At 42.0% G+C, this 26,990-nt stretch carries 24 protein-coding genes; 5 read left to right on the plus strand and 19 right to left on the minus strand.

The window, feature by feature from the left end:
* Position 1: 1 nt before the first annotated feature.
* The 14 genes from tcpF to NQ560_RS05225 form a co-directional block, all read right to left on the minus strand.
* Entirely contained in the window at positions 2 to 2,452 is a 2,451-nt protein-coding gene (gene tcpF / locus NQ560_RS05160) for a conjugal transfer ATPase TcpF (protein ID WP_005335607.1), read from the minus strand.
* Complete coding sequence (locus NQ560_RS05165; RefSeq protein ID WP_021865983.1) at positions 2,439 to 2,828, minus strand: conjugal transfer protein; 390 nt, start codon at positions 2,826 to 2,828, stop codon at positions 2,439 to 2,441. The genes tcpF and NQ560_RS05165 overlap by 14 nt, the downstream gene beginning before the upstream one ends.
* 115 nt (positions 2,829 to 2,943) lie before the next feature.
* A complete protein-coding gene (locus NQ560_RS05170) occupies positions 2,944 to 3,432 on the minus strand; it encodes an antirestriction protein ArdA (protein WP_005335611.1) in 489 nt (162 codons plus the stop codon).
* Between the two features lie 23 nt (positions 3,433 to 3,455).
* On the minus strand, positions 3,456 to 3,950 hold the full coding sequence (locus tag NQ560_RS05175) for an antirestriction protein ArdA (protein WP_005335613.1): 495 nt from the start codon (positions 3,948 to 3,950) through the stop codon (positions 3,456 to 3,458).
* On the minus strand, positions 3,932 to 4,177 hold the full coding sequence (locus NQ560_RS05180; RefSeq protein WP_015530244.1) for a hypothetical protein: 246 nt from the start codon (positions 4,175 to 4,177) through the stop codon (positions 3,932 to 3,934). Before NQ560_RS05180 ends, NQ560_RS05175 begins: the two co-directional genes overlap by 19 nt.
* A gap of 67 nt (positions 4,178 to 4,244) precedes the next feature.
* Positions 4,245 to 4,841: a hypothetical protein gene (locus tag NQ560_RS05185; protein ID WP_005335616.1), complete on the minus strand. Its 597-nt coding sequence runs from the start codon at positions 4,839 to 4,841 to the stop codon at positions 4,245 to 4,247.
* A gap of 59 nt (positions 4,842 to 4,900) precedes the next feature.
* Positions 4,901 to 5,122: a hypothetical protein gene (locus NQ560_RS05190; RefSeq protein ID WP_005335619.1), complete on the minus strand. Its 222-nt coding sequence runs from the start codon at positions 5,120 to 5,122 to the stop codon at positions 4,901 to 4,903.
* A 93-nt stretch (positions 5,123 to 5,215) separates the two neighbouring features.
* On the minus strand, positions 5,216 to 6,466 hold the full coding sequence (gene mobT / locus NQ560_RS05195; RefSeq protein WP_040015719.1) for a MobT family relaxase: 1,251 nt from the start codon (positions 6,464 to 6,466) through the stop codon (positions 5,216 to 5,218).
* A 137-nt stretch (positions 6,467 to 6,603) separates the two neighbouring features.
* The gene (locus NQ560_RS05200; RefSeq protein ID WP_005335624.1) at positions 6,604 to 8,007 is read right to left on the minus strand and encodes an FtsK/SpoIIIE domain-containing protein; all 1,404 of its coding nucleotides are present in this window, start codon (positions 8,005 to 8,007) and stop codon (positions 6,604 to 6,606) included.
* Positions 8,008 to 8,023: 16 nt separating this feature from the next.
* Positions 8,024 to 8,416, minus strand: a complete 393-nt coding sequence (locus tag NQ560_RS05205; protein WP_005335625.1) for a YdcP family protein — start codon at positions 8,414 to 8,416, stop codon at positions 8,024 to 8,026.
* A gap of 15 nt (positions 8,417 to 8,431) precedes the next feature.
* Positions 8,432 to 8,746, minus strand: a complete 315-nt coding sequence (locus NQ560_RS05210; RefSeq protein WP_005363246.1) for a YdcP family protein — start codon at positions 8,744 to 8,746, stop codon at positions 8,432 to 8,434.
* A gap of 249 nt (positions 8,747 to 8,995) precedes the next feature.
* Positions 8,996 to 12,430 carry a VaFE repeat-containing surface-anchored protein gene (locus NQ560_RS05215; protein WP_005335627.1) on the minus strand — a complete coding sequence of 1,145 codons (3,435 nt, stop codon included), beginning with the start codon at positions 12,428 to 12,430 and terminating at the stop codon, positions 8,996 to 8,998.
* Positions 12,431 to 12,575: 145 nt separating this feature from the next.
* Positions 12,576 to 13,145, minus strand: a complete 570-nt coding sequence (locus tag NQ560_RS05220; protein WP_005335629.1) for a Fic family protein — start codon at positions 13,143 to 13,145, stop codon at positions 12,576 to 12,578.
* A gap of 53 nt (positions 13,146 to 13,198) precedes the next feature.
* Positions 13,199 to 13,621, minus strand: a complete 423-nt coding sequence (locus NQ560_RS05225; RefSeq protein ID WP_005335631.1) for a hypothetical protein — start codon at positions 13,619 to 13,621, stop codon at positions 13,199 to 13,201.
* 331 nt (positions 13,622 to 13,952) lie between these two features.
* Here NQ560_RS05225 and NQ560_RS05230 point away from each other — a divergent pair, with 331 nt between their 5' ends.
* Complete coding sequence (locus tag NQ560_RS05230) at positions 13,953 to 15,134, plus strand: sugar transporter (protein ID WP_005335635.1); 1,182 nt, start codon at positions 13,953 to 13,955, stop codon at positions 15,132 to 15,134.
* Positions 15,135 to 15,195: 61 nt separating this feature from the next.
* Here the strand turns inward: NQ560_RS05230 and NQ560_RS05235 are convergent, their stop codons facing one another.
* Entirely contained in the window at positions 15,196 to 16,530 is a 1,335-nt protein-coding gene (locus NQ560_RS05235; RefSeq protein WP_005335636.1) for a sodium-dependent transporter, read from the minus strand.
* Positions 16,531 to 16,863: 333 nt separating this feature from the next.
* Here NQ560_RS05235 and rlmD point away from each other — a divergent pair, with 333 nt between their 5' ends.
* Together rlmD and NQ560_RS05245 are read left to right on the plus strand one after the other, a co-directional pair.
* Entirely contained in the window at positions 16,864 to 18,000 is a 1,137-nt protein-coding gene (gene rlmD, locus NQ560_RS05240; protein ID WP_005335646.1) for a 23S rRNA (uracil(1939)-C(5))-methyltransferase RlmD, read from the plus strand.
* Positions 18,001 to 18,250: 250 nt separating this feature from the next.
* Complete coding sequence (locus tag NQ560_RS05245) at positions 18,251 to 20,317, plus strand: diguanylate cyclase domain-containing protein (protein ID WP_040015661.1); 2,067 nt, start codon at positions 18,251 to 18,253, stop codon at positions 20,315 to 20,317.
* A gap of 99 nt (positions 20,318 to 20,416) precedes the next feature.
* Here the strand turns inward: NQ560_RS05245 and NQ560_RS05250 are convergent, their stop codons facing one another.
* Positions 20,417 to 21,691, minus strand: coding sequence for a dihydroorotase (locus NQ560_RS05250; protein WP_040015721.1), 1,275 nt, complete (start codon positions 21,689 to 21,691; stop codon positions 20,417 to 20,419).
* A gap of 336 nt (positions 21,692 to 22,027) precedes the next feature.
* On the opposite strand from NQ560_RS05250, the gene NQ560_RS05255 reads away from it, so the two are divergent.
* Positions 22,028 to 22,561 carry a DUF3877 family protein gene (locus NQ560_RS05255; RefSeq protein WP_005335651.1) on the plus strand — a complete coding sequence of 178 codons (534 nt, stop codon included), beginning with the start codon at positions 22,028 to 22,030 and terminating at the stop codon, positions 22,559 to 22,561.
* A gap of 12 nt (positions 22,562 to 22,573) precedes the next feature.
* Here the strand turns inward: NQ560_RS05255 and NQ560_RS05260 are convergent, their stop codons facing one another.
* From NQ560_RS05260 to NQ560_RS05270, 3 genes are all read right to left on the minus strand, one after another.
* The gene (locus NQ560_RS05260) at positions 22,574 to 23,674 is read right to left on the minus strand and encodes a methylcobamide--CoM methyltransferase (RefSeq protein ID WP_005335652.1); all 1,101 of its coding nucleotides are present in this window, start codon (positions 23,672 to 23,674) and stop codon (positions 22,574 to 22,576) included.
* A 21-nt stretch (positions 23,675 to 23,695) separates the two neighbouring features.
* On the minus strand, positions 23,696 to 25,021 hold the full coding sequence (locus NQ560_RS05265; protein WP_005335653.1) for a Na+/H+ antiporter NhaC family protein: 1,326 nt from the start codon (positions 25,019 to 25,021) through the stop codon (positions 23,696 to 23,698).
* Positions 25,022 to 25,317: 296 nt separating this feature from the next.
* Positions 25,318 to 26,058, minus strand: a complete 741-nt coding sequence (locus tag NQ560_RS05270; protein WP_227968854.1) for a GTP pyrophosphokinase — start codon at positions 26,056 to 26,058, stop codon at positions 25,318 to 25,320.
* 344 nt (positions 26,059 to 26,402) lie between these two features.
* Between NQ560_RS05270 and NQ560_RS05275 the strand changes: the two genes are divergently transcribed.
* A complete protein-coding gene (locus NQ560_RS05275; RefSeq protein WP_005335661.1) occupies positions 26,403 to 26,984 on the plus strand; it encodes a M48 family metallopeptidase in 582 nt (193 codons plus the stop codon).
* Positions 26,985 to 26,990: the final 6 nt, after the last annotated feature.

Raw genomic sequence — 26,990 nt, forward strand, 5'->3', positions numbered from 1 at the left:
TTCACCTCATTTCTTCCGTCTGCACTGGCGGTCTGGTATCAAAGGCATGGAACAGGTCAGAGAATACAGGGTGAATCTGGATAACGCCAACACGCCCATACAAATCTTGAAACAGGCATTGTCCGTTTTCCAAATCCCTAAGTCGTTTCTGGTTGCCCTCGTCCTCCTTATCCACACCGAAAAATTCAAGAGTATTCTTGATTTCCTTTATGTCTGTAGAACGGAACGCAAACTTTAAGCCGATATTGTTCTTCATCTTTTCATCGTCCACATCACCAGAGTTTTGTGTAACAAAGTAAACAGCAGCGTTCATGGAGCGTCCAGCACGAATCAGCTTGTTAGACAATGCTTTCCCCTGTGCCACCTGTAGGAACGTCCACGCCTCGTCCAAGTCCACCATCTTAAAAATGCTCCTGTCGGAATGAATAAAATCAAGGGCAAAGGTACTAATGACAATCAGCATAGCCACGGACAATAATTCCATTGTGGTGTATTCTTCAAACTTCGTGTCCTTATCCGGCAACACAAGGTCTGCCACCTGTATGATGTTGAGCTGCCTGTCTAAACTGATGGACTGCTCCACATCACCGTCCGAGAATAAAAGGTGTGCAAAGTCATAATCGGTCATGCTCTCGATATGGTCTGCGATATTTTCTGCCACAGGAGAACCGTCTTTCCTTAATTTATCAATGACACGGAGCAGTCCTCGTTTTTTGCTCTGTGTCACGGAACGGATTGCACGCCTTAATACAGGGAACTTCTCACCGTCACGGGACGAAATACCTGTAAGGAATGTCAGAATGTCGATTGCCAGACTTTCAGCGTCCTTTGTTCGCTTCATAATCACATACGGGTCAAGAAGTCCTCTGTTTTTGTCCTCACTGGTGAGATTAACTATCTTGATTTCCTGTGCAATGTCGGGTAGCGTTTCCTGCCAGTTGCCACGCTCTGATTTTGGGTCTACAATGACCGCTTTTCCTCCAAACAGCACCGCATAATAGATGATAAGGTTGTTACAGAAAGACTTCCCACCACCGAGCGAACCGAGAAAAGCAGCCGCAAGAGCATTTGTCACAGAACCTTTTACGCCCTGTGCTGCAAGGCTAGGTTTTAGATAGACGTTCTTTCCTGTATCAAGGTTATAGCCGATATAGATACCGTCCGTTTCCCCAAGCTGCTGTGTTGCACCGAAGCCAAGTCCGGCGAGAAAGTCCGAAGTGACGTATTGGATATAATCATTGATATATCTTTTGCTGGACGGGATAAACTCACCATGCAACCCCAACATATCACCGAATGGGCGAACCAGCTTGACATTCAAATCATCATAGAAATCTTTGACTTCATCACAGCGGCGTTTCAATTCTTCCAGAGTATCAGCCGCCACACGGATAACGTAGGATAATTTATACATGGATTCTTTGGACTGGTCTAAATTTGTTTCCAGTTCATTCACCGAATCCAGAGCGTCCATGACGTTACTTCCCGTTTCGTTGTTGGATTCCCAAGCATGATTATCCAAGTCTTTCAGCTCTTTCTTTTTGTTCCTAACAGTCGTCAGAGCCTTTTTGTTGGTAACGATTTCAACATTCATAGAAGTGGAAACGGGGAACGTGAATTGCTGTTGCTGATAATAAAATATCTCGCTTGACGGAAAATCCAGCTCACTCACGATATTGTTAATCGTGAAGTAGGCAACAAAAGTTGTCTGATCTTCACGCTCAATCTTTAGGTATCGCTGGTTTTCTTCAATCATGCAGCGTGTCGGACGGATAAGGTCATATCGCTTCACCAGTGTTTCACGCTTTGACTTTTTTATCGGGAGGTCATAACTGTAATCACTGTAGGCAACGCCGGTATTCCCGTAGATATGTTCCAAGAGGTAGCCGAAGTCGTTCTTATCTAGTCTGCGGAACTGAAAGCGACGTGAGATTTTGCTTTCCAAGAGTTTTTCCATCTTTAGGAAACGGTTGATTTCATCATTACTCATGGAAACGAAGTCACCCATCAGCTTGTGATTGACTTCATAGATAAAATCCGCAAAGGTCATAGCTGCTGATTTTCGCATACCCTTGAAGCTGATTTCTTCCTCATTTACCAGCAGCTTGAAGCCAAGAAAAAAGCGGTAGTCAATCTGATTTTCACCAATCATTTCAACCAACGCTTCTGTCTGTTCATCTACCTTTTTACAGGCAATCTCTTTTAATCTGCCTGTGATTCCCTTTTTGGAACGCTCCTGTACTGCACGCAGGCTGTCCTCTGTGGCAATCTGTAGGGCATGGATTTTTCCGTCACGGTTCTGGGCGATAAGCTGACGGAAGTTGTCATGCACCATGTATTTTTCTTCTGGTGACAGGAACGAATAATTGTAAGGTGTCAGCTCATAGTAGGCAAAGCACTCACCGTCATGGTTGAACACCAGATTGTTTTCTATGTACTTAATCGGGAACATACATCACACTCCTAACTGCGGTCACGCTTGTATTGAATTTCTGATTTTTCAGTTTGATAGCTTTTCCTGCATAGGTCACTTTTGGTCGGAGGAAAAAGCTCACACAGGATTTTAGGAATCCAAAAGGCTTTTTTCCATCAAAGGTCTTTTGCGATACAAACCAAGTGAACGCCACAGGGATTCCAAAGTATTTGAGAAATGCACCGTCAATCATGTTAAAGGGCGGTAGCTCCCCAAAGAGAATCACCACAAACAGCGACACCACGAACCAAGCCATCTGACTGAATGTGAGCGGGAACGGGAGTTGAAAATCGTTGATTGCATAAATGACTTTTTCCACGCTCCATATGCTTGTATAGCTTTTGATTTTCTTCAATTTTCACAGCTCCTTTCTGTTCTAAAATGGAAACAGCAGCCTATGTTTCAAGGCTGCTGCAAAAAAATAACCAGTGTCATTTCACTGGCAGATAAAAAAAATTCAGTTGTAATTGTTAATACGGACATTCAAACACGCCATGATTAGTGACGACAAAACGCCCCTCTAAATCAAGGTCACGCCCGTAGGCTTCATAGTCTATGTAACTGCGGATTCTGTCTGGTATCTCACCCAGACTTTGACATTCATCTATGAAGTAATAGGCAACGTCTGTCATATCGTCACAATCGGGATAATGGATAATATCGTCTGCATGTTCGCACAAATCTTCCAAGCTGCTGTAATAGCCTAGCAGTTCCGATAATTCGTCCTGTATGTCTTCTGGTAAGTCCTCCACCATTTCACACAGGCGGTTGACTTCCTCAATGGGTGTGTACTCGTCAATCTCAAAGGGTAGCTCATAATCATGGATTGCGTATTCTTCGTATCTGTCATTCAAGCCGATACGTTCTGCCATCTCGTCATAATCAACGGGCGGCGTAAACCACGCACCCACAAGCTCACCCTCGTTGTATTTCCCAAGATTGGCGATATAGATTCGCATTTCTTCGATACCACATCACCCCTTTACTGATAGCGGAATACGCCGCTTGTGGTAAATAAGTATCTGTCGTCCATTTCCAGCTCACTACCATAGGAGTGATAGTCGATATGTTTCAATAGTTCGTGAGGAATCTCACCAAAAACATATTCTTCACGGATAAGGTATTCTGCCAGAGCTGCACCGTCACCCACATCATAGTAGCGTATCTCGTCCTTGTGGTCGATAAATTCCTCGAAGCTGGAAAACCATTTCTGCTGAATGGCTTTCATTTCATTGCCGATAGGCGTACCCTCCAATTCCAGCACCATGCGGCAGTTGGCGTTGATTTCCCAAAGTGGCATATCACTGTGTAAGTCAAAGGGCAGCTCATAGTCTGCAATCTCAATCTGTTCTTCATGTTCTACGCCGATTTTTTCTCGGACTTCCTCAAAGTCCACAGGGCAGTTGAACCAAGCACCGGAATATTCTTCGTCACCCTCACGATACGGTTTTGTATTGTTTAACAGGTAGATTCGCATTTCCTGCATGGTCTGTCACTTCCTTTCATCATATCCAGTATTCCCATTATAACAGCATAATCTACACCGAATACATAATGAGAAAACTTTTCTAACTGTTCTTTTGGATAATCAAGTGGTGAGTGCTGCTTGATGATTTCCCACACCATACGTTTGCGGTAGGGAAGGTCGGAAATATTTTCACAGCCGACACGCTCTTTCATATCCTCAAATATATCTGTTTTCATGTTGTCCTCCAATCTTAAAATTTGCATAGAAAAAGCAGCTAACTCAAAAGAATTAACTGCTCTTTGTCTATGATAATTTGATTCCTATTTGTTTCAAAATTAAAGTAAGTTCTTTTCGCTTTTCTGGGTCTGGTGTTCTGACTAAAGTATATCCTTCTTGCTGTATTTTTCTTAATATATCAAATGTAATATCTGCTCTAGCATTTAATTTATATAGAGTATCATCCGACATAGGTACTTTACGAAGATACCACCAGAAAGGTAAATCCAATTTACTTTTAGCATATTTTATAGTGTTGACAAAGTATGTGTCCTCATTATAGTAATTAAAATGTGGTTTGTCCTCTAAAAGATGTTTTTCCATATTTTCATAGAAATCATCTAAATGATTGTCAACTAAAATCTTTTCAAGTATTTGAGGAGGAATTTCACTCAAATACTCTGTTATCATACCAGTATTCAAAATATTTAAAGGCGTATAATAATATTTCTTTTTAGCGGAAAGAACAATGCTCAATACTACACTTTGATTATCAAATGCGTCAAAATATACATTGACATTAACATTGTGATATTGATAGTAAAATTTTAAGCAAGTAGCCTTTGTTTTTTTAGGAATACTGTTATAAATATCTACTAAATAGGCTTTTGTACTTTCTTTCACACAAAACACTCCTTTCAAATTCTGCTTAAATTATACTACTTTTACACAATAAATACAATTTACGCCCCGATAATCTTATTGAATAACTGCAACAGTACGTCTTTTACGCCAGAAGAATTGAATACCAAGCCGACAGCGATTAAGGCAATCACCAAGAATCCAATCAGTTTAGAAAACTCACGCTTGAATCCGAGATATACGCCGATAACCGCAATCGCCATGAGTACCAAACTCTGTGCGTTAGATAAAAACCAGTTGTATAAGTTCTGTCCGAAATTCATTATTTTCTGCTCCTTTCCATCATTTCAATTTCTCTTTCTGCGGCTGCTCCAAGTGAGAACAGGAATAAATCAAATAAGATATGCTTCATGTTGTCATTCCTCCGTTTCTGTAATCATTTCCTCTGTGGAAGTTGTCTGCTGTTCAATCAGCTTTTTGTGACGCTCCGTGAGCTTCGCATGGTCTAAAATGTCTTTGAGATAAGTCGTACCGTTGGTACTGTCAATCTTCTGTAAGACTTTCCAAGTGGGAGCTACCTGTCTGCTTATCCAGTTGAGCGTCCGAGTGAGCGTATAAGGCTCTGGTTCGGTCGTCAGTTTCAAACGCCCACGATCAGAGCCGATAAAGTACGCCCATTTCTCATTGGTCTGCCATTCGCTGCGTCTTTTCTCCACCTCCTTGTCAGCGAACCGCATATAACGGTTGATAATGTCAAAAGCGGTACGCTCTGCGTCATGATAGGTCAGCAGGTCACGCACCGCATAATAGGCTCGCTCATTTTTCAGCCGGATTTCAAAACGGTTCTTGATTTTCGTATCTTCAATGGGTATATCGTATTTCACATACTGCTCATAGTCCTTTTCATAGATACAGAAATAAACCTCTGATTTGAGCGAACCGATATAAAGCGTATTTCCCATTCCGTATCTGTCCTGTTCATTGCTTCTCACCAGCTCACCGCTGCGGTAGCTCTTGAAGCTGCGGAATACGGAAATACATTCTTCACGGTTGCATTTCTCTGTCAGCTCTGGAATATCCAAGATTCCTGCCATATCGTTGATGGCAAGGTCAAGACGTTTCATCACACCTCCTTCCACCAGAGCGTCCATGAGAAAGTCATACCAGCTCCTATGCTGTGCCAGCAGATAACTTTCCATCTGCCGACAGCCTTTGCCTTTCAGCTCCAGCAGTGTGCCTTTCTCTTTATCGGGTGATGTCAGCACGAACACATCACCAAGCACATAATGTTCCGCATAGGAGTAGAATCCGTAGTCCTCATGTATCATTACATCCAGCTTTAATTGCAGAATATCTTCAACAACGTGCCGAACGTCCTGTGTGGGGAATCGGATTCTGACGTAATCCAAGACCATTTCCAACGGATTCTCTGGATTCAGCTTTTCCAGAGCGTCCGTGAATTTCCCCTTGATTTCTTCTGTCAAGGCTACTTTTCCAGATTCAATCCTGCTGACATACTCACGACTGATACCAGCCATGACCGCAAGACGATTCTGGGAAACGCCGTACTGCGTCCGTTTTTCCTTAAAATCGTTTATCCAATCGGTATCATTCAGTTTCAATCCCTCCAATCGAAAAAGAAATGTGACAGTTACCGATTTTGTCACACTTCTTTGAATGTTTGAAAAGTCCTCTGTTTTCAAGGACTTTTTGATATGTAATTGACTGTTTCCAGATAATTTGTGCCCCCCTGTTAGATAACGGGGGCAGATGGTTGGGGCGGCTTACGCCACCCCAACACAGGCTAGTCCGTACCTGCGTCTTTCGCTTCGCACGCCGCCTGTCCGTCCTGCCTGTTTTGTGACAATCTTCCTATCTCTTTTAAAAAGTCATGTCCTTTGGGTACAAGGGGAGTGTAAAACTCGGATATGACACTGTTTCCCGTATCAACATAGCCACGCCCTTTAATCTGCTTCAAGAAAAAGTCCTTGTCTACTTCACCGAACATCATACTGTACCCAAGCTCCGACATACGCCCAAGAGCCACACGGAAATTGAACTGGTCACGGATTCCATCACCGAGATACTTTGCGTCTGGACGCTGACAGGCGAGAATGAGAAAATATCCTGCCTGTCGTCCGAGCATGACTATCTGTTTCAGCTTGTTAAGGACAGCAGCATTTTCCTTTGTGGTGAGCATTTCCATGAACGCCACATATTCATCAAAAATAAGGAAGTGGGGCGATAGTCCTAAATAGGCATAGTTTTCACCTGTCCTGTAATTCTCCATGAGCTTCATTGCTTCACTTCTTGCCATCATACCGTCATAGAACCTGTCAATACAGGCGGTTATATCGTCTTTCTTGTACCAGACTTCCGGCATGACAACGGACAAATCCGCAAGGTCGGCGTTCTTTGGGTCTAAAATATACATGACCGCATTGCTGCGGAGCAGAGCTTCAATGATAGTAAGGATAAAGTAGGTTTTACCACCACCAGTGCCGCCAGCAATTAGCATATGTGGGAGCTTGTCATACTCCCACCAGACATTTTTCATCAGACGCAAGCTGCCATGTTCAGCCTGTACCTCATTGATAGTGATTCTGTTCGCAATCGTATCATAGAGCAGCACATATTCCACATAGCTGTCTTTCAATTCTTTGGAAACCAGCTCACAGTATAAGCCTGTTTCCAGCTTCTTTTCCAAGTGTAAAAGCTGGTCTTGATATTTCCCTAATGTAATTTCCGTACGGATATATAAAAGTCCATGCTCCATATGGTAATACAGTTTTGGAAAATAGGTGATTTTCTCTTTTTTAGTAGTAGCTGGCAAGTCCTTGAAGAATCCGCTATCCTGTGTGGATTCCGATTCATACCAGCCATTTTCCAACAGCATACGAGCCAGCTTTTGACGGTGAAAGAGCTGTTTCACTCTGTCATACTGGAATCTGCGATAGAAAAGGGTAGCCAGTACACAGACCAAAGCTGCCAAAACGATAGTCATTATCCTATATGGTGTGACCGTCAGATGGACACTGCCATCTTGAAAAAGCGAGATTACTTTCCAGTCCGTAGTGATGATTGTTTTTAGGTTCAGCAGCATAACCACCGCAAGGAACAGCAGGAGCAACGAACCAGCCGAGAAACGAAAAACCAGCGATTTGTCACTGGCTCTGATACGATTCCCACGTTTATTGAATTGTGGCATAGGCTAAATCCTTTCCTTATTTTTTATGCTGTGGCTGCTGCGGATTGTTGGGAGCGTGGTTATTTCCGGCTGGCTGACCGTTCTTATTCTTCAAGACAATATCATCTGCTTTGATATACCAGTCAACGTCTGCACCTTGAAATGTAGCGGTTGCCACCGTATCAGCTACAGGATTGATGATTTCCACCTCTGTGTTGTAGTCAAATTCCTTTAACGGAACAGAAGCCGGAATACTCACCTGTATCATGCGTCCTTGCTCCGTACACTTCAAATCGTAGGTACGTTCCTTGATTTCTTGAGAAACCGTACCGTCCTCATTCTGGATATGTACCTCTCGTCTTAATGCGGAGAATTTCAATACTCCGAAAGTCTTTTCCTTGTCAATGATGATTCCGTTTGCTAATCTCATAATGTTTCTACCTCCTTATGCTTTCACCATATCGTCAGCCGATAAGATATAGTTTGTGAATCCTCTTGTACCGATTTTGTAACCCTCTGCGGTGATTTTGGGATTGATAAGTTTTACTTTTTCCTCTGATTCAAAATTCTTCTCACCAGCAGAAGCAGGCAGCACCACGATAATATCATCTGCCCTCTGTACGTCCGAATAAAGGTTGAAGCTGCGGGAAACAACCGTCATACGTCCGTTGATCCTACGCTGTTCCACCTTATTCTCACCTGCAAACTCTAAGTTCCCGAATGTCTTTTCCATGTTTGGGATAACGTGTTTTAATTCCATAAATTGTTTACCTCTTTTCTTTTTGATTTTGATTGATTTGTTATATAGTGTCATTCTGCTATCGGGATAATATCTGTCTGCCTGTGAATTATCAAGGGCAAGCGTTGTGCTAAAAGCGCCCTTGACAATCCCCATTCAGAAAGATAAATCGTAATCAAGCAGAAGTTAGATATAATGTCAGCCACAGACTGACGTTTCCATCATAGGCGGTGAATGGGTTGTTGCTTTCATAAGCTGTTACCTCCCGTATCAGTCAGATTTCTTTACTCTGCGGAATCTCTTATATCCGGCAAAGATAAGACCAGCAGCAGAAATTCCCATCATAGCGAATAATGCGACAAATGGCGTATTATCACCTGTTTTTGGTGAATCGCTTGTCTTTGTTGGTGTGCTAGGTTCTTCTGGTGTCGTAGGGGATTCTGGCTTCTCTTTGATAGTTACCGTCTGCCCCTCGTCCTTGATGTCCTTATGTTCAGCTACTTTGATAGGATTGTCTGGATTGGTTACGTCATATAATTCTTCAAAGGTCACAAGCTCTTTGCCGCCAAGCTCCGAAGCATTGAATATAAATTCAATCTGAACCTCCATTTTAGAATCCTCGGCAGTAAAGGTAAGGTCATTTTCTACACGCTTACCATTCACTAGAAGTTCTGCATTTTCAGACTTCACCATTTCCCAACCTTTAAGAGTGTATTTCACGCCTTTTTCCAAACCGTCTAAAGTGACCGTATCAACGATAGTTACTTTGTCGTCTACTTCAATCGTCTTTTCACCTGTTGCCTTATCGGTAGCGATTGTGTGCATAGTGATGATACGTTCCGTAATCGTCACTGTTTGCCCTTCGTCCTCAATGTCCTTGTGTTCTGCCACCTTTGTAGGCTCGTCTGGATTGGATAAATCGTATAATTCCTCGAATGTTACTAGGTCTTTTCCTGCAAGCTCACTGGCATTGAATGTAAAGGCAATCTGGACTTCCATGCTAGAATCTTTTGCAGTAAAGGTATAGTCACTTTCTACAGGTTCACCGCCAATCAAAAGCTGTGCGTTTTCAGACTTCACCATCTGCCAGCCTTTGAGCTGATAGGTTGTACCTTTTTCCAAGCCATCTAAAGTGACCGTATCAATGACAGTTACCTCTTTACCAGCAACAATCATCTTTTCACCTGTGGCTTTGTCGACAGCGTTGGTATGAATTTCAATCACTCGTTCTTCGATAGTCACGGTCTGCCCCTCATCCTCAATGTCCTTGTGTTCTGCCACTTTGATAGGCTCGTCTGGATTGGATAAGTCGTACAATTCCTCGAATGTCACAAGGTCTTTTCCGCCAAGAGCAGAAGCATTGAACGTATAGGAAACCTCAACTTCCATTTCTGATTTTTTCGCAGTGAATGTGTAATTACTTTCCACAGGTTGACCGTCAATCAAAAGCTGTGCGTTTTCAGACTTCACCATTTGCCAGCCTTTCAACTGATATTTTGTGCCTTTTGTCAAACCATCTAAAGTCACAGTATCAACGATAGTCACGTTCTTTCCAGCAACGATTGATTTTTCACCTGTCACCTTATCTGTGGCAGTCGTATGGATAGTGATTTCTGGCTCGTATTCATCTGTAAGCGTACCTAAATCCACGACTACTTTATTTCTTGACACCACTACATCAAATGCCGGAATTAGCGTCATTCCTTTGTTGGAATCGCAGCGTAATTCTTCGATTGTGTAAGTATCATAGAGCAATGCACCTTTGCTGTCGTCTGGTGTGGAAGTACCGAACCAGATACCGTCCTCACTGGTCTTTCCGGCGTTGGTATTCTGCTTATGAGATACCCAATCAGAGGAAGTGGAAAACTGACCATTTGCGTCTGTCACAATGATATGGCTCTCACCAGTCGTCTTGCCTGTGATCCTAAAGGGAACATTCGCAAGTCGCTTGTGAGTGCCAGCACCGATTTTTACACCCTCAATATCTCCACGCTTAATCTGGTTGTAGATGGAATGTGCTTCATCTGTTAAATCCACGATTTTTCCATCTTCTGTGATTTCAAATTCAATCGGTTTTGCACCGTCCGTCAAATATCCCTCTGGGGCGTTGCTTTCCTCAATACGGTATTTTCCGTATGGTAATGTATCGGCGGCAGTTGTAGCGATACCGTCAACGCCAGTATGGATTGTTTTGACGACTTCATTCTTGTTGTATAACTTGCCATCTACCAAGACAGCGTTATCATTTAAGGAAATGATTTCAAAAGCAGTATCTTTCAAAGTCGCACCGCCTTGTGCTTTTGTATCTTTGGTTTCAAGGTCACGTTTCTGGATTTTGACACCGCCACGGATAACCTTGTCTAATACGGAATACTGGTTGCTGCCGCTTAACGCTGCAAGCTCACCATCTTCTGTAATCTGTGCCACATAGACACCTTTTATCTGTTCAGAACTTCCGGCAGCCTGCATATAAGCACCCTCCAATAAGTAACCGTTTGGAGCTGTCTTTTCTTCTACAGTGATAGTTCCAAGCGGCAAGCAGATAGTACCATTCTGTGTATAGAAGCTGTCACCCAATACCTTGTAGGAATCGGCTAATCTTGTGATGTAATGGACTTCATTGTTGCTGTCTTTTTCAGCGATTGTCTTTGTCGTCCATGTGCGTGTTGGTTCTGATGGAAGATTGTCTTTTGTATAGTAACCGTCATAATACTTCCAGACGAACTCCGCACCCTCTAAAGAAGCGTTACCCTGTGGCGTAGCTTTGGAAATTTCCATATCAATCTTGAAAAGCTCAACCAAAGTGTCAGTGACTTTTGGTTTGTCGCTGACTTTTAAAGTCGTAGTTTCATTAACCTTGACCGTCATAGTATAGACGTTCTTATCTAACTGGAATCCCTTTGGAGCTTTCGTTTCTTTCACATAGTATGTCGCAGCTCTTAATTCCACAGTGTCCGTATTACCATTGGCATTTGTCGTAAGTGTGGCAACAGATTTCGTGCAGCCTTTATCAGAATAGACACCATAAGTCGCACCAGAGAGAGAATAGCAGTCATTCCCGTTTGTGACTGTGGTATTACTGGAAGATTTCTGAATCTTGCCATTGCCGACAGCCAGCTCTGCGAAGAACTGTCCTAAATCCTGCCCCTCACCAGTGTAGATATAACCGTAACAGTCATAGCGTCCTTTATTTTCTCTTACAAAGGCTTTCGCTCCGGCGAATACTTCATCTTGCACGGATTTTGAGATTTCATCATAGGAAGCTCGTACATTGTCACAGCTCCACCCAAGATGGACGCTCAATCTCTGCCAGACTACAAGCTGTCTTAAAAGGTAGGCGTGCTGGCTGCTCAATCCTGTATGGCTTTTCGTATACTGTTTGACGTATTCAAGAGATAAAGCAACGTCCTCTATCTGGTCGGCAGTCATGCGTGTACTTGCGTCACTTCTGGTCTTATATCCATTCTTAAAGCCTGTGTTGATGTCGATACAATAAGCGTCCTCGCCCTCAACGGTCGTATGCCCCTCATTAAATGTAGAGCCGATAGAACCATCATTCATTACTTTCTCAACAATGCCGACACGTTCCTCCGATTCTGTCCAGTATTGTGTTTCCGCAGCATGGACAGCAGTTGTGGGTAGAGCAGTAAAGACGGTTGCGAGAGTAAGAACACCTGTAAGCAATCGTTTCAATATCTTATTCATTTTTTGATTCTCCTTTCATTTGGGTAAAAAAATAGACGCTCATTTCTGAACGTCTGGAAATAAAAAAGGAATACCGTTTTTCAAGTATTCCTAATTCTATATGTTATTTAACTGTATTTATGTGATATGAAGTTGTTTGCTGCTGTTATGCCGCTATTTGTTGTTGGTATCTCAATGGTACATTTCCATCCTGAAATGGGTGAATACTTTCATAGCGGGCATAGAATTCGGCAAGTATTTCTAGGGAAATATCCTGATTATTGTACCAGGCTAATAATTGGGACATTTCATCGGATACCTGGCTTGGAAGTACTGTTTCATATATGCCTATCATGTTAGGACGCTTTTTATAATCGCCGATTGCGTAGCCATTTGCGCGATCTTCGAATATCCCGCTTTTTAGCTCATAGTGAAAATCTTTAATTAGTTCTTCTGTGAGTTCGAGGTCCAGAGTATCAAGCATTTTATTGAACATTAAGAAATGACCATTCATTTCTTCTACATCTTTTGCACGGTAATAGTCTTCAGATTTTGGGAGGACTCCGGTATCAAAGAGAGAGGCGGTCTGTTCCTCGGTCAGGGTACTTCCTTCGATTTTGTTGGAATTATATGCCATTAAAACTTGGATAAAACCATAAATCCCAGAACGCTCATGTTTTGTATATTCAATTTTGAAGTGTTTTAATAGAAAGTGTATAAATGATGAAGTATTCATGAATGTAAGCTTTCTTATTGTTTATATTATCTTGGATATGATTAAAAAGTAACTTAATATTCACCGTATGCATACAGTGCCTTATTTTCTTGCGAATCCAGTTCATTTATTACGATTATCTGAAATATAATAACATCTCCTGTAACATAATATATTCCTGGTTCCATCAATTCGACCTCAAGTTTTCGGAAATTTTTCAAATGCCGAATCATTTTATCCGGATAAGAATTGCTAATAAATGTAATTGTTAATTCTTTCGGTTGTATATCACTTTCCAAGTCTATATTGGATAAATAAAAACAGCCATCGCCATAGCCTTTGTAAAAATCATTAATTGTCAAAGTTTCGCCTGGTTCTTTATATTCTATAATGTTATATTTTCGAAATATTCTTCCAATATTTTTTTGTATCCTTTCGCCTTCTTTCACTTTAATAATAAGTTTATTTAAGCTAGTTGTTTGTTTTTCGCGTTTCATATATCATTCCTCCCATTATTTATAATAATATATTTTACTTATTTTAATATGATTAATATATCTATACAATTGTTTTTTATGCCAATAATATGTTTTTGATATTATGTTTTTGTATAGTAATCTGTCACTATAATCTCAAATTAGATGTACTGTACGTAAAAAGGGGTGTGAAAAAAGAAAAGTCCAGAAAAAAGAGGGGCATGGAATTTAAAAATTCATTTTAGGTTCAACTATTTTAGATATATACTTTATTGACACTGTGCAACGCCTTATACTATAATTGTTCGCGGGCAAATAATGATTTTTAACATAATTGGGAAGGATAATATAGATGAAGACGAAGATGACTTTACGGGAGTGGCTCCCGTTGATCGGTATGACGATTTCAGCGTTTTTGGTAAATACTTCAGAATTTATGCCGATTGGGCTTTTGACGGATATTTCTAATGAGTTTCATATGACGGAGGCTCAGGCGGGCGTGATGATTACAGCCTATTCCTGGACTGTGACGTTATTGTCGCTGCCTCTGATGTTGTTAGTATGCAGGATACAGCCGAAGAAATTGCTGCTTGGAACGTTAAGTGTGTTTGCGGTATGTCAGGTGTTGTCGGTAATTTCAAGTGGCTTTACATTTCTTGTATTGTCACGTATTGGTGTGGCGTGTGCACATTCCATTTTCTGGGCGATCGCATCACCGGTTGCAGTTCGGGTTGTGGCGAAAGAGCATCAGTCAAAGGCTCTTAGTGCAATTATTACCGGAACGTCAATTGCCATGGTACTTGGAATGCCGCTTGGCCGAATGATCGGACTTCAGATCGGTTGGCGAATGACATTTTTATGTGTGGCGATAGTTTCATTTCTGGTACTTGGCTATCTGGCTTTTGTATTTCCGAAGCTGGAAGGAACAGAATCATTTTCCGTGGGACAGCTTCCGGAGCTTTTCAAAAATGCAAGATTGATGAGCATTTATGTAATTACATTTCTTGTGGCAACCGGATATTATACAAGCTACAGTTATATCGAGCCGTTTTTGCAGAAAGTAGCAGGACTTCCGAGTAACTGGGTAACTATGGCATTGATGTTATTCGGAGTAGCCGGGCTTGGAGGAAGTTATTTGTTCTCAAGATATTATGATGATCATCGGTATGCTTTTGTTCAGACTGTTATGATTGGTGTTGTGGCAGCTCTGCTGCTCTTATATCCAGCTTCTGTCAATATGTATACCGTGATTTTGGTATGTGCTGGATGGGGACTGGCGATTATGGCATTTCAGGTAAGCTTTCAGGCAGAGTTGATTGGTTGTGTCTCTGCGGCTGCATCATCTGTTGCTATGGCAATCTTCTCAGGAATTTTCAATCTGGGAATTGGCTGCGGAACCTGGTTTGGCGGAACAGTGTATACAAAGATTTCGCTGAAAGATATAGGATTTGCAGGTGGAGTGATTGTGGCAGTGGCGACTTTGATCTGCATGGCAAGATTTCGAGTTGGAGATAAAGCAGAAAGCGCATCATAGAATTTGATATGTAGAAAAAGAATCGGGATATTCTATCATGTAGAGTATCCCGATTTTTTTGTTAGCCAATCCCGCCAAGTGCGATTCCAAGAATCAGTACGATAAAGCAGATTGGTACATAGATGTATTTGCAGACAGGAATGAAGTATTTGGTGAATTTCCGTTCCCGGCCTTTATTGACTTGTTCTTCGACGTAGCTTTTCTTACATACCCAAAAGAACATGATTCCGGCGAGTCCCGCGCCCAGTGGACAAATGTATATAGAAAGAATATCCATCCATGTGGAGACGATGCCTTGAATCAGAAGTGAAACGATGATTCCGATTGCTGCAATGACACCGCATGCAGGTACGCGGGATAAATGTAGTTTTTCCTGTACCGTTGCAATTGGTGCTTCGTATAAGTTGATCAGTGATGTCATCCCTGCAAGGAATACGGCTGCAAAGAAAATGATTGCAATGATCCGGCCTCCCGGCATGGAACGAATCAGATTCGGCAGGAAGATGAATAATAGTCCCGGTCCTCCCTGATTTAACTGTGCTCCGGTGGTTGCCATAGCTGGAATGATGACCAGGGCTGCAAGGACTGCGGCGATGGTGTCAAAAAGTGCTACTTTTGCGGCAGAAGCGGGTATATTTTCCTTATCTGACAGGTAGGAACCATAAATCAGAGTTCCATTTCCCGCAACAGACAGGGAAAAAAATGCCTGCCCAAGAGCAAATATCCATGTAGACGGAGATGCCAGCATTTCCGGATCCACCCGGAAAATGTAGCGGTATCCGTCAATGGCTCCCGGCTGGAATGCAACGTAAACTGCCAGAATAACAAACAGGCAGAAGAAAAGCGGCATCATGATTTTACCGGCACGTTCGATTCCGCCTCCGACACCGAGCATGAGGATTAACATGCAGATAATCAAAGCGCCAATCTGCCATCCATTATTTCCAAATGCAGAAGCCATACTGCCAAAAGCATTTCCATATTCTTCTACATTATCTGGGGCAAGAGTCGAACCGGTCAGGGTACCGATTGCATATTTGAAAATCCAGCCCATAACGACGGTGTATCCGATTGCCATTGCAAGGGAACCGAGAACTGGAATCATGCCAAGGGCTTCTCCGAGTTTTCGTTTGCCGTTTGTCTCGCAGGCGCAGCCAAATGCGTCGACCGGACCAGATCTGGTAGCACGGCCAAAGCTCATTTCTGCAATGACTCCAGTGAAGCCGATGAGGGCAACAAAAAATATATAAGGAATCAGGAAAGAGCCGCCTCCGTAAAGGGACACTCTGGTTGGAAACATCCAGATATTTCCCATGCCGACGGCGGAGCCGATGCAGGCGAGGATAAAGCCCCAACGACTGCCAAAAGATTCGCGATTGTGTTGATTAGTACTCATTTGATATCTCCTTTAAATAAAAACATGATTTGATTATAAAAGGTTGCGGGGAAAATGTCCACAATTTATAATAGAAGGTAACTATTCAGAACCCCTTGAAATAAGAAAAATTGATGCGTCATGCTTGCATGTAAGTAGCGGTTTTTCTTATTTCAAGGTGACTCGAATAGAGTTACCACCCCACATATGAGCAAAATTAGCTGCGTAGCAGTGGGAAAGCACGAGTATCGTGCGGTTTTGCGAATTTGTGTGGTGGGGTTCTGAACAGTTATAGATGAAAGAGGAGAGTTACTGTCAGAATATATATGAATGGTAACAGGTAAGTAAGAAATTATGAAATGTAATATATCGAAGAAATGTGGTGGCTGCCAGTTTCAGGGTATTCCTTATAAAGAGCAGCTTAAGAAAAAGCAGAAAAAAGAACAGAGTCTTCTTGGAGCGTACGGGAAGGTCTGTCCAATCATCGGAATGGAGAATCCATATTATTACAGGAATAAAGTGCATGCGGTATTTGACCGTGACCGGAAAGGAAATATTATTTCCGGTATTTACGAAGAAGGAACGCATAGAGTAGTTCCGGTGGAGAATTGCCTGATTGAAGACGAAAAGAGTCAGGAGATTATCCGGACGATTCGTGGAATGTTGAAATCATTTAAAATCCGGACATATGATGAGGACACAGGTTATGGACTTCTGCGTCATGTGCTGATCCGCCGAGGCTTTTCTACAGGAGAGATTATGGTCGTCCTTGTCACAGGTTCACCGATTTTTCCGTCGAAAAATAATTTTGTGAAAGCGCTTAGAAAAGCGCATCCGGAGATTACGACCGTTGTGTTAAATGTAAATGACAGACAGACAAGCATGGTTTTGGGAGACCGGGAAAAGCCGATTTTCGGTCCGGGGTTTATTAAAGACAGATTATGTGGCTGTATGTTTCGTATTTCACCGAAGTCCTTTTATCAGGTCAATCCGGTGCAGACAGCGATTTTATATCAGACTGCCATCGATTATGCCGGCCTGACAGGAAAAGAGACGGTGATTGATGCGTATTGCGGAATTGGAACGATTGGGCTGATTGCTGCGAAGAAAGCCGGTAAGGTGATTGGCGTGGAGCTAAACAAAGATGCAGTAAAAGACGCCAGGATCAATGCAAAAGAGAACAAGATTACGAATGCTGCATTTTATCAGGGAGATGCCGGAAGATTTATGGTTGAGATGGCAGCGAAAGGTGAGAAAGCCGATGTGGTATTTATGGATCCGCCGAGAGCCGGAAGTGATGAGAGATTCTTATCTTCTGTTGTAAAGTTATCTCCGAAGAAAGTCATTTACATTTCCTGCAATCCGGAGACGTTGGCAAGAGATTTGAAATATTTGACAAAGCATCATTATAAGGTGGAAAAGATTCAGCCGGTTGATATGTTCCCGTTCTGCGATCACTGCGAAACTGTGTGTGAATTAGTGCGTAAATAGGCGGTTTCTCGACTGTGTTCAGTGCGATTCAGTGAATTTGCCACCCATTTGCCGCCCACAAAAATAAAATTCAGAATGGCTGCAATAAAACTAGCAGTTGTCAGTATAAACGTAGCTGAATAAGTAGGACAAAGTTTTGACAATCTTTCTGGTTAAACAACTTGTAGTTTTTATTTATATTTGGTAAAATAAATGTGTTTAACAGAGCGATAAAGCGCGGATTTTTGAATCGTGCAGGAGGATTAAAATCATGTCTTCAGATTATATTATGACAATGCAGCAGGCTCAGATGGAGATGGAATTGTATAAAAAGGTCTTTACGGTAGTAAGACTGTTGGATAAGCGGGAGTTCCGGCTGGAAGAGAACGACAATCCAGGCGGAGACATGGAATTATGCCATTGTTATGATTTCTGGAAGAAGGAAAAGCCATGTAAGAATTGTATTGCTGCCCGGGCATTCGAGGAGAAGTCAGTGCGGACAAAGCTGGAATACCTGGATTCAGATATTTATCAAGTGACAGCGCGTTATGTGGAGATTGACGGACAGCCATACGTTATGGAGCTGCTCAGGAAGATGGATGAGGAATTCCTGGTTGATTTGGAGAATCGTGACCGTTTAATGGAAAAGTTGAGCGGATATAATGAAAAGCTGTATCAAGATGCGCTGACCGGTGTATATAATCGCCGCTATTACGAGGATCGAATCAAGCAGATGACAGCATCTGTCGGGGTCGCCATGATTGATATGGATGATTTTAAAATCTATAATGATACATATGGACACAATGCCGGTGATCTGGCACTTATCACCACAGTGGAAGCAATTCGTCGTTGTATCCGAAAGAACGATACTCTGATCCGTTATGGAGGGGACGAGTTTCTCCTTGTATTGCAGGGAATCAGCGAGACGATGTTCAGAGAAAAGCTTAAGCAGATCCGGACAGAAATTTATAATGCAAATGTTCCGACATATTCAAGGCTTCAGTTATCAGCAAGTATCGGTGGAGTCATGTCTGCAGGAAGAACTGTCGAGGAGACGGTAATGGAAGCGGATAAGTTTATGTATCTTGCGAAGAATCGAAAGAACACAGTCGTTACAGAAAAAGATTTTGCGAATAAGGAAGGTGAGGATGGAACTGCACTTGAAGCATTAAAAGTTAAGCAGCAGATTTTAATCGTGGATGATTCGGAGATGAACCGGGAAATCCTTACAGAGATGCTTCAGGACGATTTCAGAATTTTGGAAGCTGAGAATGGAGAAGAGGCATTGAAGATGCTTAAGCAGTATGGTACGGGCATATCACTGATGTTGCTGGATATTGTGATGCCGGTCATGAATGGCTTCGAGGTCCTTGCGGCTATGGCAAGAGAGCACTGGATGGATGATATCCCGGTCATTATGATTTCCAGTGAAGGATCTGAGGATTATATACGCCGGGCATATGAGATGGGAATCGCAGATTATATCAGACGTCCATTTGACGCGAAAATCGTATATCAAAGAGTGTTTAATACCATTAAGCTTTATGCAAAACAGAGGAGATTGATTTCTCTTGTTGCTGATCAGATTTATGAGAAAGAGAAGAATAACCGGATGATGGTCGGAATCTTAAGCCAGATTGTGGAATTTCGTAATGGAGAGAGTGGACCTCATGTATTACACATTCAGACTTTGACGAGATTACTTTTGGAGCGTCTCGTTCAAAAGACGGGGCAGTACGGACTGTCATGGTCTGAGCAGTATATGATTTCTATGGCATCTGCGCTTCATGATATTGGTAAGATAGGAATTGATGAGAAGATTCTGAATAAGCCGGGTAAGCTTACAAAAGAAGAATTTGATATTATGAAGACACATACACTGATCGGAGCTACCATGCTTGAGAATCTCAAGATGTATCAAGGAGAGATACTGTTGGAAGTTGCTTATCAGATCTGCCGCTGGCACCATGAACGTTATGATGGAAAAGGATATCCGGATGGGCTTGTGGGAGAGGAAATTCCAATTTCTGCTCAGGTCGTATCACTGGCGGATGCCTATGATGCGTTGATCAGTGACCGTGTGTACAAGAAAGCTTATTCTCATGAACAGGCTGTGAAGATGATTCTGAATGGAGAATGTGGTGCGTTTAATCCGGTTCTTTTGGAATGTTTGACAGATATTCAGGATCATTTGAAAGAAGTTGTGAATTCGGACTTTGTAGATAATTTTGATGCGGAAGATAACATAGAGCTGGCGGGCAGCCATCGTTCAGAAACAGAGAATATTTCTGTGGGGGGGGGCAAATCGCTAAAGCACTTGATGGAAGATATTTAATATCAAAGTGATTATTAAAAAGACAGGATAGAGAACTTTTTGTGTAAGTATGGAAGTTCTTTTTCCTGTCTTTTGACTTTTATGAAGTGATTATTTATATTATTTATCAGAATAAACAGTTTTACCGCCACAGATCGTATATTTTACTTTTCCGAAAAGTTCCTGTCCGGTAAACGGGGTATTGCAGGATTTGGAAGCGTAATCGCCAGGTTTCCAGCATTCTTCCGGATCAAAGATAACCAGATCGGCAGCAGCACCTTCTTTGATCTGTCCGTATGGGAGATGGTAAAGCTTTGCCGGATTGACAGTCATTTTTTCCAGAAGCTGTAACAGAGTCAGGTGCCCAGGTCTTACAAGACTTGTGATGCCAAGTGCAAGAGAAGTCTCAAGACCAGTGATTCCGCTTGGTGCTTCTGTAAGAGGTTTATTCTTTTCTTCCATGCTATGTGGAGCATGATCGGTGGCAATGAGGTCAATGGTTCCGTCTGCAAGACCTTCGATGATCTGCTGGCGGTCCTTTGCGGTGCGAAGTGGCGGATTCATTTTGGCCAGCGTTCCGTAAGTCAGAAGTGCCTCATCAGTCAGAGTAAAATGATGCGGTGTTGCTTCTGCGTGAATTTTAGCACCGAGGGCTTTAAAAGTGCGGACCATTTCTACAGAGACACCAGAGCTGATATGCTGGATAACAACATCTGCGCCGGAGCGAAGTGCCAGAAGGCAGTCACGGGCAACCAACGATTCCTCGGCAATGGAAGGGGAACCATAAACGCCAAGCTTTTCAGATATAGCACCGTGATTGATTCCATTATTCTGAATAAAAGAAGGATCTTCCTCATGGAGACTTACAGGTACATCTAATTTTGCGGCATGTTCCATAGCACGGTAACAGAAATCAGCGTCCAAGAGCGGGATTCCGTCATCGGTGAAGCCACATGCACCGGCATTTTTCATCGCCTCCATATCGACAGCTTCTTTTCCTTTCAGAGAGCAGGAAATGGCAGCTGCCTGGAAGATACGGATGTCTTCATTTTTCTCGCGGTCGATCAGATCTTTAAGCACAGGGAGACTGTCAACGACCGGTGAAGTATTAGCCATGCAGATGACACTTGTAAATCCGCCTTTTGCAGCAGCAAGTGCACCGGTATGAAGATCTTCCTTATAAGTAAATCCCGGATCGCGGAAATGTACATGAGTATCAATCAGTCCCGGAGCAACGACAAGTCCTGTGGCGTCCAGGATTTCGGTATCATTTGAAACTTGATCTGTATCAATATTTTTTCCTATTTTTAGAATTGTTCCATTTTCAATCGCAAGATCCATCTTTTCGGAAAGTCCCAAAGCCGGATCAACGACGAGTCCATTTTTTATAATCATAATGATCATTATCCTCCTGTCATGTATGAATTTCGTATCATTCCCGACATATTTTCAAATGTAATAAATGAGTTTACAGGCATCATGGAATACCGGGAATATTTCTGTAAATTAGTATAAGGGATAGACAGGGTTCATGTCAAACTTCATGGAAATAATTGCAGTTCATCCAGAAATGTTATAGAAAGAATGGTACAATACAGGTGGATGTAGTATAATGAGCCGGGATTGTGGAAGTGCGAAATGTTCCGTAAGTATCATTTATATACGAAGAAAGCAGGCAGGAACAACTATGTGTCTGATAAGAAATAAAGCAGTAAAAAGGAGATTGGTAAGATGGAATATAAACGTTTGGAACAGAGCCTGATTGATATTGTAAAGGAAGAGCAGGCAAAGCTGGGATATAGAAAAGAAGATGTAAGATTATATTATCCACTCAGCACGCTGAATCATTTCTTTGATACTGAGGATACAGTGGAGGAGATGGCAGAGAGACTGACACATTTACCGGAAGATATGAAAGCAAGACTTGGAGAAATTGCTGTAACACATAAAAAAGATCGTTTCTGCTTCCATATTCCGGAGCAGGGAAGTGAGTATGTGCATGAGCATACTGCTGAAAATGAATTTATCAAAGAACTGATTGAACTGGTGAGAGAACATGGCTGCACGAAGAAAAAGATTCTGGAATTGTTTGGTCAGTACAGTGAAAACACAATCACAGAAGAGATGAATAACGGAGAGTTTGATTTTTATGTGAGATTTCCAGAGGGAAGTGAGGACAGATACTATTATTGCTTTAAAGATGAAGACTGTCATATCATTTATCACAGATTCCTGCCGGAAGATTATGCAGATTTTGAATTTTAAAAGGATGGAGGATTAATCCTCCATCCATAATAAATCCTGATTGATTGGATAATGCCCGAAGATACGGGCTGCATCCATAAGTGCAGTCATATTTTCTTCTGGTGTGAACATTGGAGTCTGGCATCCGGATGTCAGCACGAAACCTTTCGGGGAGTCGTAAGCTTTCCGGATACTTTCTCTGGATGCGCGAAGAACATCGTAAGGAGTTCCAAGACGCATGACTTCTACAGGAGGGACATTTCCCTGAATGCACATATATGGTCCGAGGACTTCCTTGGCTTCTGCCATATCCTCGACATTGTCCGGACCAAATGTACCGATTCCGGTAGGAATCAGAAGTTCCCATAATTTACGGCTTGTACCACAGATATGAAGACCGCATCCCCCACCCTGGCTTTTAATAAAGTCTACATTCTTTTGGAAAAATGGAAGTGAAAATTTCTCATATTGTTTCACACGAAGAAGAGAGGTGGAGCTTACCGGATCTGCAAATCCAACTCCTACGCCCATGTCCAGGAGTCTTTGGATGTAACGGTTATTATTTTCTGTAATGATGTCCATCATTTGAAGGACTTTATCCGGTTGTTTTACCATACCTTTCAGAAGATTTTCTGTTCCAACAAGCATTGAGGCAACGGTAAATGGTCCAGTGACAGTCCCGCTCACAGGTACTTTGTCTCCAAGTCTTTCTTTGACCATTTTCAGACCTTTTAAAATAATAGGAAGGCGTCCGTCTTCATCTACATTTATCCGTTTTAATTTGTCTACTTCATCCAGACTTGAAATGGCAGGAGTCTCAAGCTGGGCAATGTTGTAATCAGAATATTTGATTTTTGATCCCATAGCTTCTGCCATGCCGCGCAAGGTTGTGGACAGACCGGCTCCGTCAGAGTGGAACTTATTATAAATATATTCCTCGAGTTCACACATTTTCTCGGCAGAAAAGTAATATTCCGGAAGAGTACAGCCAATCAGGGGAGCCAATGTCTCCCCTGAATCTATGCAGCACATAATCCGGTCTACGTCTTTTCCTTCGTTTAGCAATTTGTTACGTTCAATTGCGGTCAGTTCATCTTTTGGAACTTTCAGATCTTTTAAGTACTGTTCTATCATATTTTTTAATAACCTCACATATTAGTTTGTTGCTTTTTTCGTATCTACACCTTTTGCAAAGAAGATGGACAGGATTGCAAATGCCATCAGGATGAACTGATACCAGCACTGCGTGATTACCTGGAACGGACTGTTCAGATTCTCCATAAGAGCGCAGGCAAATAAAATCTGTGCACCATATGGCAGGATTCCCTGGAAAGCACAGGCAAAGATGTCGAGAAGGGAGGCGGTACGTTTTGGATCTACACCGTATTCTTTACTGATATCTTTTGCAATTGTACTGTCAATCAGGATTGCAACAGTGTTATTGGCTGTTGCAATGTTAGTCAGAGAAGTCATGACAGCGATACCGAGCTCTGCAGTCTGACGGTTCTTGATAACTTTGCTGATTTTCTGAAGAAGCCATTCTAAGCCGCCTTCTTTTTCTACCATTTTAGCAAGACCACCTGTGATCATAGATAACAGGAAGATTTCGAACATTCCGGAAAAGCCGTTATAAACATTGTTGGCAAGTTCCAGTGCGGAAAAGCTTCCGGTTGCAAGACCGATGGCACCGGAGAACAGGATTCCACCAGTCAGAACTGCGAATACATTGACACCGAGCAGTGATGCAACCAGTACGAAGATGTATGGCAGAACTTTTATAATATTGTAAGAGTACTCCTGTACTGCAGGTAAAGTTTCCGGACGACCGAAAATCAGTAATAAAACAAATGTTACAAGTACAGCAGGAAGAGCAATCTTAAAGTTGGCACGGAATTTGTCTTTCATCTCTACATCCTGTGTTCGTGTGGCAGCGATGGTTGTATCGGAAATCATGGATAAGTTATCTCCAAACATAGATCCACCGATCGTGGCACCTACCACGAGGAACTGATTGAGTCCACCGGCCTGTGCAAGTCCAAGTGCAATTGGTGTTACAGCAGTAACCGTTCCAACAGAAGTTCCTGTTGAGATGGAAATGAATGCTGATATCACGAAAACACCTGCAGCGATGAACTGTGGAGGAATGAAAGTCATACCCAGATTTACAACGGAGTCAACACCGCCCATTGCGGAAGAAACAGATGTAAATGCTCCGGCAAACAAAAAGACCATACACATGATCATGATATTTTCTTCTCCACAACCGTGAAGGAAAACAGATAATTTGTCATCAAATTTTCCCTTGAACATAGCAAAAGCAACAATAATACCGATAAATGAAGCAATTGGAGTAGGCAGCTGATAGAATGCCATCTCAACACCCATCGCATTCAAGGTAATTCCTGTGGCCAGGTAAACCCCTACAAATACTGCGAAAGGAATGAGAGCCAGACCGTTCGCTTTTTTCTGATTTGGTTCCATTTTATAATTCTCCTTTAAAATAACCTTATTTTGTTGTTGTTTAAAAAGTAGTCTTGATCAAAACGCGTTTTTCTAATGCAAGGCATATTGTACAGGGAAAAGTAAAAAATATCAAATAGATTTGTGTAATAATACTAGATAACATATTGGCGATATTAATAAATATTATATCTGGATATAGGATAAAACTATAATTGAAGGGATGGATGAATAATATTTGAACAATTAAATGGTGTTGGGGGCAAAACCCCCAACTATGATATAAAGGTAATCGGAATCATTTGGAGAAATCAAGTCTAAATCAGCTCTCCGAGAAATGGGATTTTTTCTTCTTTTGGTACATTTTTCGAGATAACATCACGGACATTCTGCATACGGCGGTCGAGGTCGGCGCTGATTTCGGCACATTCCAGCATCTCATTTTGGAGATAGAGAGCTTTGTCTTCCGGAATATTTTTTTTATAGCGGATCTTGTGTTCCAGACTTGCCCAGAAATCCATGGCTATGGTTCGAAGCTGAACTTCTACAGTAACCATGCGCTTTTCGTCCTGAAGAAAGATTGGCACGCTGATAATCAGATGAAGACTTCGATATCCGCCCGGTTTTGGGTTTTTTATGTAATCCTTTTTTTCAATCAGTGTGATGTCATCCTGATTTAACAGGCAGTCGGCAAGCATGTAGATGTCATCAGGAAAAGAACAGACGACGCGTACTCCGGCAATATCGTGAATATTCTCTTCGATAGAAGAGAGTGTCAGAGGGATTTCTTTTCGGCGGACTTTTTTTATAAGGCTCTCCCAGGATTTGACACGAGATTTGATGTCTTCAATCGGGTTGCGGTCGTATTCCAGAGAATACTGATGATCCAGAACACGGAATTTTGTCTCTACTTCCATAATTGCGCAGGCATAGTAAGAGAGCAGTTTGTCCATTGGTTTTTTGTTCTTCTGTATAAAATCAATAAACTCGTCCGACATCAGATTGTTGCGGATGAATTCTTCTTTTCTTTTTTCAATGAGTTTTTCTATAGGTCTCAAAATCTTAGTGCTCCTTTCTTTTATCAATACAGCATACATAATTCAAAAATTATGTATGTAGCTAGCCTCCGGCAGGATTGCAGAGGTGCACAGTAGAAGTATGTCATGCAATTGCATGACGCGCACCTCGCAGCAAGAATGCCTCGGCATTCTTGAATGGATTTTTACAATCCCATCAGGCATCATAATCATACCATGATATGAAAAGATAATCTATCCTACAATTGTTAATTAATGTCAGATTTGGTATGATTATGAGAAGAAAAAGAGAACCTTATCTTAATAATAAAAGGAAGACGATAGATGTGTTGTGCGATTGTGACACTGATATATGGTGGTGAATTATGAATCAAATGAAAATATATAGGGTAGAACAGAAAAATGAAGAACCGGTAGAGGTACAGATCATCCGCTCATCCAGACGTTCGATGGGACTTCAGGTGAAAGCAGATGGGACGGTCTGTGCCAGAGTTCCGATGCAGGTGATGGATTATGCTGTGCAGGAATTTATTGAGGGGCATGCAGAATGGATATTTAAGAAGAGAAAACTGGTTCTTTCAAAAGACAACCGCCCGGATATTGTGTATCTTCCGGAAGTGACAGAAGAAAGCGATAGAGAGCGTATACAGACATTTATAGAAGAAAAGGTATCGCATTACGCATCTGTTATGGGTGTCAGTTATGGACGAATCACTATGCGGAATCAGAAGACCAGGTGGGGAAGCTGCAGCAGTGAAGGAAATCTCAATTTTAATTGCAGATTGTTGTTTGTGCCGGACCGGATCGTGGATTATGTAGTAATCCATGAGCTGGCACACCGCAGATTTATGAATCATTCGAAAGCATTCTGGAAAGAAGTGGAGAAGTATATGCCGGATTACAAAGAGCAGAAGAAACTGCTGTCAAGATTTGCTATAAAGCATTAATTTTTA

Origin of the sequence: Dorea formicigenerans (assembly GCF_025150245.1) — a bacterium.
Lineage (GTDB): Bacteria > Bacillota > Clostridia > Lachnospirales > Lachnospiraceae > Dorea > Dorea formicigenerans.